Annotated in this window: 25 protein-coding genes; 1 reads left to right on the top strand and 24 read right to left on the bottom strand. The window is 61.3% G+C overall.

The window, feature by feature from the left end; translation table 11 throughout:
- Positions 1 to 12: 12 nt before the first annotated feature.
- The 14 genes from C3F36_RS17905 to C3F36_RS17850 form a co-directional block, all read right to left on the bottom strand.
- Positions 13 to 1,014 carry a N4-gp56 family major capsid protein gene (locus C3F36_RS17905; RefSeq protein ID WP_104455594.1) on the bottom strand — a complete coding sequence of 334 codons (1,002 nt, stop codon included), beginning with the start codon at positions 1,012 to 1,014 and terminating at the stop codon, positions 13 to 15.
- Between the two features lie 17 nt (positions 1,015 to 1,031).
- Complete coding sequence (locus C3F36_RS17900) at positions 1,032 to 2,006, bottom strand: hypothetical protein (RefSeq protein WP_104455593.1); 975 nt, start codon at positions 2,004 to 2,006, stop codon at positions 1,032 to 1,034.
- A 54-nt stretch (positions 2,007 to 2,060) separates the two neighbouring features.
- Complete coding sequence (locus C3F36_RS23375) at positions 2,061 to 2,231, bottom strand: hypothetical protein (RefSeq protein WP_158656147.1); 171 nt, start codon at positions 2,229 to 2,231, stop codon at positions 2,061 to 2,063.
- Entirely contained in the window at positions 2,218 to 2,421 is a 204-nt protein-coding gene (locus tag C3F36_RS17895; protein ID WP_104455592.1) for a hypothetical protein, read from the bottom strand. Before C3F36_RS17895 ends, C3F36_RS23375 begins: the two co-directional genes overlap by 14 nt.
- Positions 2,418 to 2,966 (bottom strand): Gp49 family protein, encoded by a 549-nt coding sequence (locus C3F36_RS17890; RefSeq protein ID WP_104455591.1) that lies wholly within the window; start codon positions 2,964 to 2,966, stop codon positions 2,418 to 2,420. Before C3F36_RS17890 ends, C3F36_RS17895 begins: the two co-directional genes overlap by 4 nt.
- 146 nt (positions 2,967 to 3,112) lie before the next feature.
- Positions 3,113 to 5,314 carry a portal protein gene (locus C3F36_RS17885; RefSeq protein WP_199769614.1) on the bottom strand — a complete coding sequence of 734 codons (2,202 nt, stop codon included), beginning with the start codon at positions 5,312 to 5,314 and terminating at the stop codon, positions 3,113 to 3,115.
- Between the two features lie 4 nt (positions 5,315 to 5,318).
- A complete protein-coding gene (locus tag C3F36_RS17880) occupies positions 5,319 to 6,887 on the bottom strand; it encodes a TerL (protein WP_104455590.1) in 1,569 nt (522 codons plus the stop codon).
- Complete coding sequence (locus C3F36_RS17875) at positions 6,877 to 7,464, bottom strand: hypothetical protein (RefSeq protein WP_104455589.1); 588 nt, start codon at positions 7,462 to 7,464, stop codon at positions 6,877 to 6,879. The genes C3F36_RS17880 and C3F36_RS17875 overlap by 11 nt, the downstream gene beginning before the upstream one ends.
- 126 nt (positions 7,465 to 7,590) lie before the next feature.
- Complete coding sequence (locus C3F36_RS17870) at positions 7,591 to 7,773, bottom strand: hypothetical protein (RefSeq protein ID WP_104455588.1); 183 nt, start codon at positions 7,771 to 7,773, stop codon at positions 7,591 to 7,593.
- Entirely contained in the window at positions 7,770 to 7,994 is a 225-nt protein-coding gene (locus C3F36_RS17865) for a hypothetical protein (RefSeq protein ID WP_104455587.1), read from the bottom strand. The genes C3F36_RS17870 and C3F36_RS17865 overlap by 4 nt, the downstream gene beginning before the upstream one ends.
- A gap of 7 nt (positions 7,995 to 8,001) precedes the next feature.
- Positions 8,002 to 8,550 (bottom strand): glycoside hydrolase family 108 protein, encoded by a 549-nt coding sequence (locus C3F36_RS17860; protein WP_104455586.1) that lies wholly within the window; start codon positions 8,548 to 8,550, stop codon positions 8,002 to 8,004.
- A complete protein-coding gene (locus tag C3F36_RS17855; RefSeq protein ID WP_158656146.1) occupies positions 8,547 to 8,819 on the bottom strand; it encodes a phage holin family protein in 273 nt (90 codons plus the stop codon). Before C3F36_RS17855 ends, C3F36_RS17860 begins: the two co-directional genes overlap by 4 nt.
- A gap of 233 nt (positions 8,820 to 9,052) precedes the next feature.
- Positions 9,053 to 9,193: a hypothetical protein gene (locus C3F36_RS23370; protein WP_158656145.1), complete on the bottom strand. Its 141-nt coding sequence runs from the start codon at positions 9,191 to 9,193 to the stop codon at positions 9,053 to 9,055.
- A complete protein-coding gene (locus C3F36_RS17850; RefSeq protein WP_199769613.1) occupies positions 9,190 to 9,966 on the bottom strand; it encodes a phage antirepressor KilAC domain-containing protein in 777 nt (258 codons plus the stop codon). The genes C3F36_RS23370 and C3F36_RS17850 overlap by 4 nt, the downstream gene beginning before the upstream one ends.
- Positions 9,967 to 10,313: 347 nt before the next feature.
- On the opposite strand from C3F36_RS17850, the gene C3F36_RS17845 reads away from it, so the two are divergent.
- Positions 10,314 to 10,631 (top strand): Arc family DNA-binding protein, encoded by a 318-nt coding sequence (locus C3F36_RS17845; RefSeq protein ID WP_104455584.1) that lies wholly within the window; start codon positions 10,314 to 10,316, stop codon positions 10,629 to 10,631.
- 13 nt (positions 10,632 to 10,644) lie between these two features.
- Here C3F36_RS17845 and C3F36_RS17840 read toward each other — a convergent pair whose 3' ends face one another.
- From C3F36_RS17840 to C3F36_RS17795, 10 genes are all read right to left on the bottom strand, one after another.
- Positions 10,645 to 11,256, bottom strand: a complete 612-nt coding sequence (locus tag C3F36_RS17840) for a hypothetical protein (protein WP_104455583.1) — start codon at positions 11,254 to 11,256, stop codon at positions 10,645 to 10,647.
- Positions 11,253 to 11,675: a hypothetical protein gene (locus C3F36_RS17835; RefSeq protein ID WP_104455582.1), complete on the bottom strand. Its 423-nt coding sequence runs from the start codon at positions 11,673 to 11,675 to the stop codon at positions 11,253 to 11,255. Before C3F36_RS17835 ends, C3F36_RS17840 begins: the two co-directional genes overlap by 4 nt.
- Complete coding sequence (locus C3F36_RS17830) at positions 11,672 to 11,911, bottom strand: hypothetical protein (RefSeq protein WP_104455581.1); 240 nt, start codon at positions 11,909 to 11,911, stop codon at positions 11,672 to 11,674. The genes C3F36_RS17835 and C3F36_RS17830 overlap by 4 nt, the downstream gene beginning before the upstream one ends.
- Positions 11,908 to 12,237, bottom strand: a complete 330-nt coding sequence (locus tag C3F36_RS17825; RefSeq protein WP_104455580.1) for a nuclease domain-containing protein — start codon at positions 12,235 to 12,237, stop codon at positions 11,908 to 11,910. Before C3F36_RS17825 ends, C3F36_RS17830 begins: the two co-directional genes overlap by 4 nt.
- Positions 12,234 to 12,827 (bottom strand): DUF1367 family protein, encoded by a 594-nt coding sequence (locus C3F36_RS17820; RefSeq protein WP_104455579.1) that lies wholly within the window; start codon positions 12,825 to 12,827, stop codon positions 12,234 to 12,236. Before C3F36_RS17820 ends, C3F36_RS17825 begins: the two co-directional genes overlap by 4 nt.
- 2 nt (positions 12,828 to 12,829) lie before the next feature.
- Positions 12,830 to 13,009 (bottom strand): hypothetical protein, encoded by a 180-nt coding sequence (locus tag C3F36_RS17815; protein ID WP_104455578.1) that lies wholly within the window; start codon positions 13,007 to 13,009, stop codon positions 12,830 to 12,832.
- Positions 13,006 to 13,299, bottom strand: a complete 294-nt coding sequence (locus C3F36_RS17810) for a hypothetical protein (protein ID WP_104455577.1) — start codon at positions 13,297 to 13,299, stop codon at positions 13,006 to 13,008. Before C3F36_RS17810 ends, C3F36_RS17815 begins: the two co-directional genes overlap by 4 nt.
- A 76-nt stretch (positions 13,300 to 13,375) precedes the next feature.
- Positions 13,376 to 13,678, bottom strand: a complete 303-nt coding sequence (locus tag C3F36_RS17805; RefSeq protein WP_104455576.1) for a hypothetical protein — start codon at positions 13,676 to 13,678, stop codon at positions 13,376 to 13,378.
- Position 13,679: 1 nt separating this feature from the next.
- Entirely contained in the window at positions 13,680 to 13,859 is a 180-nt protein-coding gene (locus tag C3F36_RS17800) for a hypothetical protein (RefSeq protein WP_104455575.1), read from the bottom strand.
- Entirely contained in the window at positions 13,859 to 15,184 is a 1,326-nt protein-coding gene (locus tag C3F36_RS17795; RefSeq protein ID WP_158656144.1) for a replicative DNA helicase, read from the bottom strand. Before C3F36_RS17795 ends, C3F36_RS17800 begins: the two co-directional genes overlap by 1 nt.
- Positions 15,185 to 15,186: the final 2 nt, after the last annotated feature.

The raw sequence follows: 15,186 nt of genomic DNA, 5'->3' as shown, positions 1-15,186 counted from the left end.
GGATTGTTGGGGTTAGAGCGCGGTGACCGCAACTTCGATGCGGGTCATCCACAGCTCGTTGAGACGCACGGCCGCGAACCAGCTTTTCCAGGAGGCAGAGCCGCGCTGTCCCATGGGGTCACCGCCACGCGGTACGTTGGGGTTGAGCACCATCGGCACGATAGAGCCGGGCCCGCCGTTCCCCTTCAGCGGCACGATACCAAAGGCGTTTTGCGCCAGCACCACCATGGGGTAAACGTCCGCATTCGTGCCGCCAGTGGAGAACATGGTCCCCTTGGCCCCACCGGCATCCGGCAGGGCAGCCAGCACAGGGGAGAGCACGAAGCGGAAGTCTTCGACCGAGCCGATCTCCTCCGGGCACAGCGGCTGGCGGGTGCCATACTCGGCCACCGACTTGAAGCCGGCCAGACCGCGAATGTCGGATTCGCAGTCGGTGTGCGCCACCACCACGAATGCCGCCTCGACCGGCTTGGTGGACACGTTGACCGACGGCGCCAGGATCTTGGTAATCTTCTTGGCGCGCTGCTTCTTGAGTGAGCGGGAGGCCAGGCGCAGCTTGTTGAGAGTGACCGGGGTGTTCACGCCGTTACGGGCGGTGCCGTTGGCGTAGATCACGCTGGTGCCGCCGGAGATGACACCCCAGGTCAACACTTCGAAGGTCTCCGCCGCCTGCTCACCGAGCAGCATTTGCGTATCCTGCAGCACCGGATCTTCGTGGGTGTCTTCGATCACGTCGGTGATCTCGGTCCAGGCGCCGTACTGCGCCATGCCGACAGTCACGTCCTGATAGGCCATCTTCTGGCTGGAAGGGGTGACACCTTCGGTCAGTGGTGTAGTTGCCGCGGCGAACGGCACCGGGCGCCGGAACTTCACAGTCTGGCCCTTGTTCTTCGGCTGCGGCTTGGGGTCGCCAAACTTCTGCAGCACCAGGATCGGCTCGGCGTGTTCGAGCATTTTCACTTCGGCGATGATGCCGACACGCGGGGAGATATCCCCGTAAGTGGTGGTAGCCATAACTTATTTCTCCTGAATCAGTATTTGCGCTGCGTCAGCCGCTTGTCCGCATCCGCCGCAGCGCGGCTGAACAGGGATGCCTCGTCGGAGGTATCGACGGTGGCGCGCCCCTGACTGCCGCCAAGTGGCGCCATGTCGGCCAATTTGCGCTGACGCTGTGCGTTGCGTTGGGCTTGAGCTTGGAGCTGGGTGGATTTGTAGAGGGTCAGCACTACATCGGCGTCTGCTGCGCTGTCAGAGTTGGCGATGCCTTGCACAGAGGGTGGCTGCTTGGCGATCCAGGCTTGAAACTCCGGACTCACCACCACAGTTTCAGCATCGGGGTGCCGACGGATAAGCTCGTCAGTCTCGATGGTGATCAGCTCCTCGTGCTGGCGTGCCTTAGCCTGCTCATGCAGTTGGGCAACCGGCTCCTTGACTTGCGAGATTTCGCTACGCAGTCCATCGCGCAGGGCATCAGCCACGCCTTGCATATGGTCAGCAATGTCGGGGTAATCCTCGCGCATCGCTGCAATGCGGCTCTCCAGGGCGTCAAGCTGGCGGGTGGCTTCCGTGCCATCTCCCTGCTTGCCTGCCTGCTGGATGCTGGTGATCTGCTCGTTAAACTGGCGCTCTTTCTCAGCAAGTTGCCGCGCAGTGGCGGCATACCGACCGTTGGCTGAACGGGCGGCCTGAGCCTCCCGATCCCGATCGGCGATCAGCGATTGCAGATAGGCACGCTGCTCGGGGGTGGCATCAGCAAACAGGTCATCGCCGGACGCGGCATGCTGCTCAGCAGAGGCGGCCCCCGGTTGATGCTGTTCACCACCGTCATTCCTGGCGGCGGGCTGTTCCTCTTCGTGCTGCTCGACGTTCTGCGGCTCGCTGGTTGCGGGCTCACCACGCAAACGCGCGTCGGCGGCACCGGCAGCCTGTGCGAACACATCCAGATCGCGGCTCTCGGCGGCGGCCTGGTCAGCTCCTGGTGCGGCTTGGTCGTTCAGGTGATCCATGAAAAATCTCCAATAAAAAACCCGCACAAGGCGGGCAGTGGTCGCGGGTTGTGGTTAGCCAGCCGGCGTGAAATCGGTGATGAGCTTATCGAGCAGCCGGATCTGGGCTCGGGTGGCCTGGGTCTGCTCGTGCTCCATGTCCTGCTCCAGGTCGGCACGCAGCTGCTGGAGCTGGCCCTGCAGGTGTTGCAAGACGGTATGGGTGTCCTGGCTATGGGTGAGCATGGAACGCCTCTCGCACCAGAGATCCCACCTGGTAGCCGGACTGGGCAAGGTCGCCGGCCAGTGTAATGACGCGTTCTATATGCTCGCGGCGCTGCCGGTGTCTGCTGTGGTTTGCCCAGGGATTAAAGGCCACGCCGTAGCGGGTCGCGATGGTGGTCACCACGGCGATATGGACGATGGTCTTTTTCATGCCAGCGCATCTACCGATGCGCATGAAAGACGCTCACCCAGAGCCTCTGCATACTCTTGCATGGCAACCAGCTGCCGCTTCATGCGGCTCTGCTCATTGGCGGAGAGAGTGGTAAATTTCTCTGTGACGATGAAATCACCCAACTTGTTCAAACGATCGCACAGCTCAATGTGCTCTTGGCGCATGCGGTCGATGTACGAAGGCTGAATTGAGCAAACTTGCTCGTGCAACTGCCGCTTGAGGCGCCAACCTTCCAGCTTCCACAGCAGGCTGCGGGCCTTGGACTCGGCGTCCCGGATCGCATACTTGGCGCCAAACTCCTCATTGAAGTTGGCTGGATCTGCGCAGGCGCTCATACCGATAGCCAGAGTGAAGCCGCTGGCGGCGATGGCCGTTGCCACCGTGGTAGTGGTGCCGGGGATCACATGGGTGTGATAGGCCACACCAGCCATCAGTGCATCGATCTGCTCAGGAGTGACGCGCGGTGCAGTCAAATGCAACGCTTCGATATCGCGCTCCATCTCTGCGTCCAGTTGCTTGGTCATGACGACTCCAATAAAAAACCCGGCACATGGCCGGGCTGAATGATGTGGGCGCCAGAAACGCAAAACCCCGCACGAGGCGGGGCAAATGAGACTCTGGCAGTCTTGGGTCTATTTTGTGCCACCTGCCGGAAAAGTCAACTGGCGCATCAGTCCAACCCGTAATTCCCTGTCGGCGGCAGCATCTGCTTCATCTTCACCTCGGCCATGAACTTCTGAGTGTCGTGAGTCTGCTGCTTGTCCAGCTTTTCCAGCTCGATCATCAGCTGTGCTTGGCTCATCTGCTTGGCTTGTGCCAGCTTCATCAGCTCGATGCGCTCACGGCGCTGACTGTCCTCATGCTGCAGCTGCATCACGGCCAACTTGTACTGGCTGGAGAACTGGAGCTCCTGCAGCTTGATGGACGCCTGCATCTGGGCTGTCTGCAGGGCGCCTGCACTCTTCATCTGGGCGAGCTGGGTCTCATGGTCAAACTTGGCCTGAGCCAACTGCTGCTCCATCTGCAGCTTGATGAGCGCCGGGTCCTGCTGGCCGCTCTCCTGTTGCTGCTTGATGGCCGCCTCGTATTCCTCCTGGCTACGCAACACCTTGGCGTTATCGATGTGCATGGACTGGAGCAGGGTCTTCATCGCCTCGTAGGGGTTGAACATCGGCGCGAAGGCGGGGTTCTGGCTGTACTTGTCCAGGATCTGGGTCAGCTGCGCGGTCTGGATCTCCTTGACCAGCAGCGCGCTGGTGCCGCGGGCCTGCACCTCGAAATCCCCCTTGATGGCGGACTCCTCACCAAACTGCATGTTCCAGTTATAGAAGCGCCGGATCATCGGCTTGGTGATGTTGTCGTCGTACTCCTTCACCTGCTGTCGGCGCACGGCGTTGGCCGCGTTCATCAGCATGCTCATGCCACCCAAGGTCGGCGTCACCTGCCCCTGCTCACCCTGACTTATCATCGGCACCCCGGCCTCGCGGTCGAGCAGCGAGAGCGCCAGCTGCAGGATGTTGGCCATGTCACTCTGCCGGCTTTCGAAGTGGAACACCCCGAATGCCTTCTGCACTTCTGCCCACTGCACGTTGGCATCCATTTCCCACACTTTGAACGGCGTGGCTTCCCAATTGCCATCAACCGGGCTGATCAGGCGCTTGTTCACCACCACCTGCGGCCCCACCGTTTTGGCGGCATTGTCCAGCATGGCGCGCCAGGCGCTGTTGATGATGCGTTGCGGGTGGCGCATCAGGTAGGGCATGGAGAGGCCGAAGATTGACCCCTCGTCCGGCTCGCAGACATAGACAGAATAGGGCCACTCCAGGGTGTCCATGGGGTTGATAGTCACCTTCAGGATCACGTCACCGGAGAAGATGATGACCCCGTCGAACTCGCGCCCCTCCAGCCCCTCGATATCCACCCCAGCGACCAGCAGCACCTCGATGGGGACCGGGCCGTGATAGGTCCACACCTCATAACGGGAGTCCTGGTTGGTAGGGTTGAGACCGCACAGGTAGCGGATCTGGTCAACGAACTCGGCATAGCGGGTGCGGGTCGTGGATGGCTCTTGCGCCAGCAGCCTCTCCACCTGCTCAGGGATGAAGCCCATGCTGGACAAGTTCAGCAGTTTTCGCAGCTCCTTCTTGGTCATGTACTCCCGCTCGTAGACGAACTCACAGTCGGCGAAACGGGTAGCACTCATGTCCGGCACGAAGTCCCACGGCAACACGCAGCGCGACCCGGGCTTGAGGTCCTTCTCTATTTCCACCCCCCATGCGCCATCATCGCCACGCAGCCAGGCTTGCTTGATGGCACTCTCCACGATGGGCCCCTTGAGGATGCCGGTGCCGATTTTGGCGGCATAGTGCAGCATCCGGCGCGATTCGGCGTTGTAGTCGCAGGCGACCAGTTGATCGTCAATGGTCTTCTCCATGGCCGTGGCGGCGGCCTGCGCGGCAGCCAGTTCTTGCGTCGCCTGCTGTGCCTCGGTCGTGGGTTGTTCACCATCGCCCACCATCATCACCTGCTTGGCCACCATAGATAGCTTGGGGTTGGGTGACGGTGCGATGCCGTAGTTCTTGTCATCAACCGGGAACAACATATCCCCCATCTGGGCGGCCCAGGCGTCGGTCTTCTCGCGGGTGATGTTGACGAAGGCCTGCGACTTCTTGGCCACACTCAGCTCCTTGACGAACTCGGGCTCGTACTCGCCGCGGTACTGGCGCAGGTCATCCAGCCAACGCTGCTCGACCAAGCTGCGCTGCTGGAGTTGGTGCTCAAGATCGCGAAAGCGACTGGCGCCGAACAAATCAAGGGGTGAAAGCTGCTCCACCGCCTCGCTAGGCAGTGTGATTTCGGTCGGGTTGCTCATGGGGTCAGTATCCTGTTACAGAGTCAGCGGCGCGCTGGGCCGCCCTGGTAGCGTTGCTGTTGATGGTCTGCTTGCGGTCCCGCTCCGGCATGGCGCCGAGGCACAGGTACTGGCAGGCGTCAGATGGGTGGGAATACTGGTTCTTGTCGGGTTGCTCGGTGAACTTGGTCGCCCCTGCCACGTTGAGCTGTTTGTACTGGTAACCGGTCTCGAACGCCTTGATGAGCACCCGGCAGTGCGGGCTGATAATGAACGCTGGCTGCCCCTTGCCAACCAGCCGCGACAGCCACCACCGCACACCCTCAAGGCGCGCCATCAGGTTGTTGGTGTGGGCTGGCTCGGCCTGGAACCCTTTGCGCTCGAGCACCTCATAACAGGTGGTCTCATCGGCCTGACTGCGGCCCACCCCGGCAGGGTCCCCCCAGATCACGACGCCATTGACGATCGTCGTCATCCCCGGGTATCTGGCATTGAGCAGTGGGGCAAGTTGCTCATCAATGAAGCGCTCGATCCCCATACCGGTGGCCACCACCTCATCCAGAATGCGAAGCTGCCCGAAGGCGGTGACCTGGCCGATGATGGCGGACGGTGTCAGGCCGAAGTCCATTCCGATGACGATGGGCAGCGACTTGATGGGCCCCAGCTTATCCTTGGCAACATGCAGATCCCGGTTGAAGTGGTCGATGAAGACCGGCTTGCCGGTGGCGACCGTGGCGAAGCGGTTGCAGATGCGCGATCTCACCCAGTTGAGCGTCTTGCCGCCGAGCTGATCGAACCAGGCATCGAACCCCTTCTTGTTATTCTTCACGTTCTCAGCCTTGGGGTTGGCCACGAACCGGCGCCCTTGGTAGTCGCGGAAGTAGCCGGCATCGATAAGCGCCTGCAGGTCAGGTGACATCGGCGCCCCTGGTGACACTTCGACCAGGGCGCCCGGCTGCTCGTAGAAGCTCCAGCCGACCGGCTTGAGGGGGTTGCCATCGTCATCCTGGCCGAACTCAAATTCGTGCCACCAGTGGTCTTCATCCGGGCTGTTGGTATCCATGATAAGCCCGCACCAGGTGGGACCGCCGTCCTTGCCGGAGGGATAGCGCGCCTGTACCGCCCGGGATGCGGCCTCGTTCACGATGTTCAGATCGAGAAACTGGGCCTCGTTGATCCACACCCCGGTCATCTCAAGGGACAGCATCTTGCGAATATCCTTGGGCCTGTCCATCGACAGAAAGAAGAACTCCGCATCAATGACGGTCCGCCCGTCCGGGTGCGGGATCCGCATCTGCCCGACGATGGGCGCATCCCACTTGATGGGGCACACCTCCTCCGGGATCCAGTCCTGAAAGGTCTTGATAACTGTGGCTTTCAGTTCCCCGTAGGTATTGCGGATGCAGACCCAGCGGGTCTTGCGCACGCCGTCGGCGTTGGGCTCCTGGGCGATTGCCACATCCAGCATGAACATCACGCAACCCACCGATTTGCCAGAGCCCACCGGACCGCGTACGGCGGCGATCATCGGCCGATCCCGGTGGATGGCCTCGAATGTCGGGCTCGGTGAATAGGTGATGGTCCTAACCTCCATCACCACCCCCTTGATTCATAAAGCCCAGGTTCCACATCACCTGTACGCCAGTGTTCCGCCCCTTGCGCAGGATCTCGTATTCGGCCCGCGCCTTGTCGGTCAGCGCCTTGTCCTTCTCTGCCTGCACCGTCTTGTGCTTGGTGCTTTCGACGATGAAGGGGATCTCGACAATGGTTTTCTCAAGCTGCACGATGCGCCCGAGCACGTTGTCCATGGCGCGCGTGGTTGAGTTGTAGAGCTTGTAGAGGTCCATCCGCTGCTCGAGCTCCAACTCTTCGGGCGGCAGCTCCAAGTCCTTGGCGATGCGGCCCAGGGTCAGCACCCCGTTACGAAACCCGCAGCGCATGGCGATCAGCTCGTCGGCAAGGTTGGCCCTCACCGCATCCTCAATCACCTCGTCGGGGAAAAACTTGGCGTAGACCCCGTGGCGCTTGGCGGGTTGGGCCACCTTAGTGGTGCGTGGCTTGGTTGTGGACTTGCGGTGAGCGCGTTCCGGATTGAGCGCGTCCGCCACCACCTTTTCAGTTCGCCGCGGCCCACGCTTCGGGGCGGGCTTCTTGTCGTTCTTGTCGGTCATGGCTATCTGGTACAGCGCTCCAGTGCGTCGATGTAATCGAGCAGGCGAGCCGTGGACTCACCAGAAAGAGAAACCCCGCCATCATCGGCGGGGCTCCATTCCAGATGCGGGGCTGGCGGCGGGCAGTTAGGGTTTGCGCTGCTCGTCGCGCACCCCGTCAGAAGCAGCGCCAAAGCGATCAGCAAAGCGCCCCTGGGGGTCGGCGTGATTCGCATCGTGTTTCTCCTGTATCTCTCTGGCCCGCTGCAGCCGGAGCAGTCGTGACAGCTCGTCAGCGAACAGCCCCAGCAGCTTGAGAAAGGCGCTCACAATCGCCTGGCCTTGTCGGCCGGCAGGTTCAGCGCCACCTTGTCCAGGATCTTGACCAGGCTGGTCAGGAAGCCCTGCACCTTGCCGATGATCTCGTCATCCCGGGTGGAGGGGGTGATCGCTGCGAGCTGGGCCAAGCCCTGCACAATCATCGACGCCGCCCCGACAACCGCCATCAGGACCAGGATCCAGTGGACGGCGATATCAACGATGTTCTCCATGTCTACCTCACAGGTTGCAAATCCGGCTCAGCCAGCCGTAGGCATTGGCCTCCTGCGACTCCTGACGCTCCGCCAGAGTGATGCAGTGGGCAATTCGAAGGGAGTTCACCGCCTCGGCCAGCAGGCGCTTGCCACCGGCACCACGCGCCTTGACGTAGCTCTCCAGCGCAGAAAGAGAACGGGGCCCGATGGCCCCGTCTACTTTCATATCTGGATAGAGTTTTTGTCGATCGTTCAGCACATTCAGCAGTCTCTGCAGATCGGTGGCGGCGCGCCCGGGGCCGGAGTTGACCCCGTAGTCGAACAGGTAGGTGGCCAGGTCCGCATCGAACACCTCGATGGTGGAAAGGCGCAGCTGGTTCCAGTAGGAGGTGTAGACCTTGATCGCCTCGCTCTTGGGGTAGTCGCGCATGTGGCCGGTGTAGCCGAACTGGCGGGCAGTGGCCTGGGTCACCCCCCAGCGAGTCGGGCCGCCGCGATCCTCCGCACGGTCGGTGAACTTGTCACCTCCCTCCCGCTGGATCACCTCGTCAATGACTTGCAGGCGAATGCTCATTTCGGCTCCCCCATCCCCAGACGGCGGCGCAGTGCCAGCTCCATGAGAAACAGCGCCCTCCCCCCCATGTGACCACCAATGCCGGCTGACACAGCTGCGACATACCAGCTGGCCTGCAGCTCCATGGCGACGTAAGCCATGAGCAACCCGGCGAAGCCGCTGATGGCCATCTCCCCTATCCACTCCGCGAAGCTGAACGCCAGCTCCCGGTTTTGCTTCAGCCGAGAGAGGTAACTCACCGTGCCGCCCCAGATCGCGAGAATGAACATCCACGCAAACCCGCCGCCTGGCCCGGCCAATCTCATCAACCAACCCCCGGCATCGCGCAGATGCTCGCTATCAGGTGCCATGACCTATCCCCCACCCCAGAAACGACAAAGCCCGCACAGTGGCGGGCCAGAAATGAAAAAGCCGGGCTCAATAAGAGTCCGGCTATGATGGGGAGATTTTGTGCCACGCGACCGCAAATAGCAAGCAATCGCAGATTTTGGCGAGCGTCGGGTTATTGACGGTTGGTGGCGAGCGCCTTGGCCTCCCCCAACTCTCTTTCGAGGATGCAACGGTCGCTCAGTTGGATATCCATGGTCTCCAACCGGTCCGCTATCGATGCCAGCAGGGCGGTCAGTTTTTCCTGAGCACTCATGCTGCCACCCCGCTCACGCCGATCATCTTGGCAAGTTTGGCGATCCCTTTGGCTGTCACCAGCACCTGTTCTGTCACCTTTTCACTGCCATCTGGACGGGTAACGATAGTCACCTTGTGTTCCAACACCCCCGACTGGAGCTTGTCCTGATAAGACACCCAGCTTTTCCCGCCTGCCCGCTTGTAGATCCACTGCTTGGATGACAGCAGCTGGAACAGGTATTTTGGCTGCACCTGCAAGTGTTTCGCGGCATCGGTGATGCACATGCTGCCATCGGCCTTGGCGATACGCTCCAGCGCATCAACATCGGTCTGCATCTCCTCAACCTTGTGCTCCAGGTTGATCACCTTCTCGCTGTAGCTCAACAGCAACCCACGCATGGTGGCTGGATCGTTAAGAGCAACCATGGGGTCTACTTGTGGGGCGCGCACCTGCTCATCAAGCGCCTTGAGCTTGGCGAGCACCGAGCGGCGCACGGCCTTGGATTCACGCATGCCGACTAGGGTTAGATGATCCATGTTGAGATTTGCCACATCGGTTGGCTGTTTATTCTGCGGATGGGGTATCGAAAACTTTTCGACCCCCTCGCCGTCCAACTCATCCAACACGCGAGCGAGGAATTTTCCGTGCTCAACCTTGGACTCACCAGCTGCGATACGAGCCGGATTGATAAAGTTGTTCAGAAAATCCAGGCTGGTCATGGTTATGGCATTGCTACCATTCAGCGGCCCTGCCAAAACTTTGGTTTGCTGATACTGTTGTTGTATAGTCATACCGTAATCCTTACTTGGTCGTGGGGCTTACATCCCTCGGCCTTAGCTGCTCGAACAGCTGAGGCCGAATTCTTTCTGGCATCATGCCACTGTGCGCTCATCACTTTCGCTCTCCCGCTCCATCTCCCTATAGAGAATGGTGATTACCTCCTTGGTTAGGCTAATCCCATTATCAACTGCCCTATGCCCAAGCCAGCGCTTGAGATCATCAGGCAACCTTATTGAAGTGGGGGGTATCTGCTTACTCACTCTATGTCCCTCATGGGTTTGATAGTACCGTACTACCATTGATAGCGTAGTACCGTGCGACTATAGTCGTCAATAGGTATTTTGATGGTAGTTTGTAGATGGCAAGAAAAGATCCCCAGTTCAACGTTCGCATGCCGCAAGATCTAAAAGAAATGATTGAGGCATCAGCCAAGGACAATCAGAGATCCATCAATGCAGAGATCGTGCATCACTTGCGTAATGCCATGGAAGCCGCAGGCTACCTTGGCTCCCCCACCCCAGAGCAAACCGATGCGCCTGTGTCGAGCGCGCCCCCACGTTGGGCCAGGCTAAAAAAATACCCCCTTCAGACAGATATACCCGCCGAGGATCTGCAAGAACTGATAGCTCACATTCAGGAGATCTGGGCCAAGAACAAGTCCGCACAAGACAAATAGATGGCTTGCCCCCTCACGCCGCCTTGGCCTTGTCCAGGTACTGGTGAAACGCCCTCACCGCATCGCTGTAGCAATACTGCAGCTCTTGGGCCGCGTTGCGCTCTGCATCCGTGGCCAGAGCCGGGGCCGAGATGTATCCGGCGTGGCAGTGCGGGCAGGCGTGCGGCTTCGGCTTGGTGAGCTCACCGGTACCGGAGCAGGCCGGGCAGTGCCCACCCTGGGTATCGCGCTCACAGCGGGAGACGATGAGCGCCCGCACCCGCGCCGCGTTGTCATGATCCCCTAGTAACTCCAGCTCCCGGGCCCGCTTCGCTTCGCGGCGCCCATAGGGGTGGTGGCGCTTGTAGAGCCGCAGCAGTCGCTCGGGGTCGCTGCGCAGCTCCGCGGCGCTCATCACCGCGCTGGGTGGGTAGCTGCCGACCAGTTGGCGCAGGGCGACACCATCACCCAGGTGGCGAGCACGCAGCACCATCACCCCGACCGGGTGCAGGCGATCGGCATGAGCCAGGGCGGCCAGCACCTCCTCACGGCCCACCGCCTCCGCAGAGCGGCCAGCCCGCTGCGACTCCGCCTCGATGGATACCGCCTTGGGGGCGTGCAGTTTGATAAGAAGCTCGATGCTCATGGGTTGGTCCTCTGGTATTTGGTCTGGTTGAAAGCGGAGAGCAGCCAGGCACGCAGCTGGCCGGACTTGATGTGTTCTGGGGTGGCTTCGATGACGGTCCACCCCAGCAAGGTGGCCTCGTTCATCTTGGCCCGGTCCTCTACGAACCCCCTCCCCCGGGTGTGCCGACCGCCGGAGTGGATCCCGCCGTGGATCTCGACGGCGATCATGTGGGTGGGCCAGGCGAAGTCGAGGCGCCACTTACGCTTGGGGTGGAACATCAGTTCGGTGGTCGGGTCAGGGAAGCCGACCAGTTGGGCCAGCACGCGCTGGTGCAGGTCGCCCACCTGCTGCGCCTTCTTGGCCTTCGCCACCACTTGCTTGACCTTCTGGTGCTTGCCGAGTAGGCGGCCTGCCTCCACGGCGGATAGATGGATCATTCGAGGTGCGCCGTCATGAATCCGGCCTTGGCGTTCTCCAGCTGACCCAGCAAGGTGAAAGGCTGGTAGCCGTTCGCCCAGGCTCGGGAGCAGGAATAATCGCTGTTGACCGTCACGATCAGGCAGTTGATGACCTCGCCGCGCTTGGCGCTCTCTAGTACCTGCTCCAGGATGGAGACGACGTTGATGCCGCTCTCCTTGCACACCTCTGCGAGGCTGACAGCCTTATCGCTCATGCCGCCCCCTTCACACTGACAAGCCCACGCACCACCCAGCTGTGCAGCTGACGGGTCAGGGCGCTATAGGTGACCTCTTCACGCTCCCCTGGCTGCCAGTCGTAGGCGATACGGCCATCAATGGCGTCATGGCAAGCACAGCACGCCTCAACTGCCACCAAATCATCCCCCTTGAGGGCCATTCCATGCGGGGCGCTTGGCAGGTGAGCCAGCACCGTGGTTTCGGTGCCACCGATGCAGACCCCGACAAGCTGGATCTTGCAGAGCTGGCCGCGAGCGCCATCGCGCAGGTCGCTGGAGCGGATTGGGCTGGTCTCGAATCTCATCCGGCAAACCCCATCAGCTGGGCGCAGGCGTTCTCAGCCTCCTCCTCGGTGGCAAACTGCTTGCTCAGCACATAGCGCCAGCAGACCCCGAACACAGCCCGGTACAAGTCGGAGAACTCAGTCTGATCCATCTTGGCAAAGCTGACGCTCTTGGCCTCCTTGCGCATGCCGCCATCCGGCAGCATCACCAAGGTGTAATAACCGGCCTCGACGGTGAGCCACTTGCGCATCACCTCAAACGACTTCTCAGCCTGGGGGCCGTGGCGCTCGATACGGCTGCTGGCCAGCTGGTCGATAAACTCATCCTTGGCCTTGTTCAGCACGTTGCCAGCGCCGAACTGGGCGAGGTAGCGAACGAACCGGGACAGGATCCCCTGCTCGGCTGGCGATACCATGCCGCCAGTTGGCTCCCAGTAATCGAAAGTCAGGTTGAGCAGGGCGAAGAAGCGGCGATGAAACGCCAGGTTGCGGCGCCCCTTGCCCTTGGCCAGGATGGTGGTACCGATCGGCATCAGCTTGATGGCTTCGGCATCGGCCGGAGTGGACGGGGCAAGTACCCCGCCGGACATTTTCAGAAGGGTAAGTTCCATCCTCACCCCCGCTTGGCTTTGTTGCGGCGCTTGGAGGCGGCACGCTGACGCTGTGCGGCCCGGTCATTGCGCGGGTTGGGGATGCAGAAGCCATGGCCAGGCTTGAAATCAAGCGGGTTGAACCAGGGCGATTGGACAGCAGTGGCGGCCAGAACGGCTGCGATAGCGTGGGTGATTCTCATGCTGCCACCGCCTTAGCCGCTACGGCCTCGGTGGTGGGGAACGGGGTCAGGTGGTAATGCCACACCTGCTTGCCGTCGATGACCTGATTGCTGGAATGCTTCACCCAGCCGTAGCAGCAGACTTCGCGCAGGCGGGCGCTGATGGCGGCCTGGGTGTCGGCGTGGCCGTAGCGGCTCCAGCACTCGCGCTCGATGTCGCGCAGGGTACGGGCCTTGCCGTCGCTCATGACGGCAATCACGCGGCCCAACTGGGTCGCGATGGATAGATCTCGGGTATGCGGCTTGGTCATGGTCTAGGTCCTTTGGTTAAACAGCCGGGTGGTCTAGGTCCGGCACTGGCAATGGTACGGCGCGGTACCCCTTGTGTCACTGGTTGGCAAGGCCCTCCCCTTCAAAGTTATCCACAGCCCCAAACGAAGCATCACACCGCAACACCAGCACTGGCGCGGCTCTCAGCCGTGCGGCTTCCTCCGCCACTCGCTCCGGCGTCGTGCTTTGCACCAACCAATGCCCTGCGCCATGGTGCTGGTCGGTGTGTCCCAGCGCGTCGATCTCGTCGGCCACCTCGAGCTGCACCCGCTCCCACACCCAGCCCCGCACGGGCGGATAGATCACCACCCGGCAGAATTTCGCGGCCACGACCGCGGCACTCACGTCAGGATTGAACATTTCAGCAATCCTCCTCGATGCGATACGGTCGCCCAATCGCCTGGGAGATCTCCCGCTCTCTGGCACGGCGTTGATCGCGCTTGCGCGCCGCTAACTCCGGTTCGGTCAGGGTGGCCCTGACGCACAGCTCAGCATGCCATTCCTTCAATACCTGGCTGGCAGGCACAGCGATAATGTCCATCAGTAATCCTCCTTCAGGCTGCAAAACCGCATAAACGGCGCTTCCCAGCGGGTACGCACCACCCCGGTCGGGCCGTGGCGGTTCTTCACGTAGTTGATCTCGGCAATGCCACGCTCAGTGCTGTTCTCGTTGTAAACGTCGTCGCGGTAGATCGTCATGATCTGATCGGCCTCCTTCTCGACCTCTGACGAGTTGGCAATGTCGCCCATACCGGGACGCTTATTGCCCCGCTCCTCGCACGCCCGATTGACCTGCGCGAGGCAAATCACCGGGATCTCCAACTCACGGGCCAGCTCCTTGAGCCGCATCACGTTGTCACCCACCTGCTGCCAGCGCTCCGCATTGGGGTTGACCCCCTTGATCCGTTGCAGGTAATCCACGTATAGCGCCGACAACCCGTGCTCATGCTTCCAGCGGCGCGCAATGCGCTCGATCTCGGTAATGCTCACCCCGGACTTGTCGAACACCCGCAACTTGGAACCGACCAACCGGCCAGTGGCCACCGTCAGCCGCGACCAGTCCTCGTCGTCCAGCGTACCGGCACGCATCTTGTGGCTACTGACCCGGCCATCCATGCAGCAAATGCGGGTGCCGATCTGCGCGACCGGCATTTCAGCAGAGACAAACCCCAGCGAGTAGCCATGGGGTGACGCCAGCGCCCCCAGGATCATGTTCAACAGCAGCGCCGTTTTGCCCATAGCGGGTCTGGCGGCGATGATCACCAGATCGGAGTTGTGCGCCCCGTTGGTGGTCTCATCGAGCGCAGGAATGCCGTAGGTCACCCCTTGCGCCTGTCCGGTCTGGTACAGCTCAATCGCATCGACGGCGGCTCTGGCGATGTCCTCCGGGCCGTGCTCGTACTTGCCGCTGGGCTGGGCAATGCGCAGCAGGGAGGCGGCCAGCTCATCGGAAACATTCTCACCGCGCTCCAACCGTGGCAGCGCCTCACGCAGCATCAGGTAGGTCGTGCGCAGCCGGTAACGCTCCAGCACGATGGTTTGGTAAGTCGTGAAGTTGGCCGCGCTCGGCGTGTTCTTGGCGATCTCCACCAGGTAGGCCAGCCCGCCCACCAGATCGAGCTGCTCCCGCCGCCCCAGCTCGTCTTGCAGGGTCAACAGGTCGATCGGCGCCTTGCGCAAGAACATCGCCTGGCAGGCAGCGAAGATCCGCTGATGCGGCTGGGAGTTGAAATTACCCTGCTCCAGCAGGCATTCGGCCATCAGGCTCTGGTCGAGCAGCAGGCAGCCGATCACCGACGCCTCGGCGTCATGGCTGTACAGTCGCTCGCTCATGTGCGATTCACGCAGGTTTGGCATGGTGGTCATGG

The sequence above is a fragment of the Aeromonas sp. ASNIH2 genome, assembly GCF_002934795.1.
Lineage (GTDB): Bacteria > Pseudomonadota > Gammaproteobacteria > Enterobacterales > Aeromonadaceae > Aeromonas > Aeromonas caviae.
This window is presented reverse-complemented; position numbering and strand designations above follow the sequence as displayed.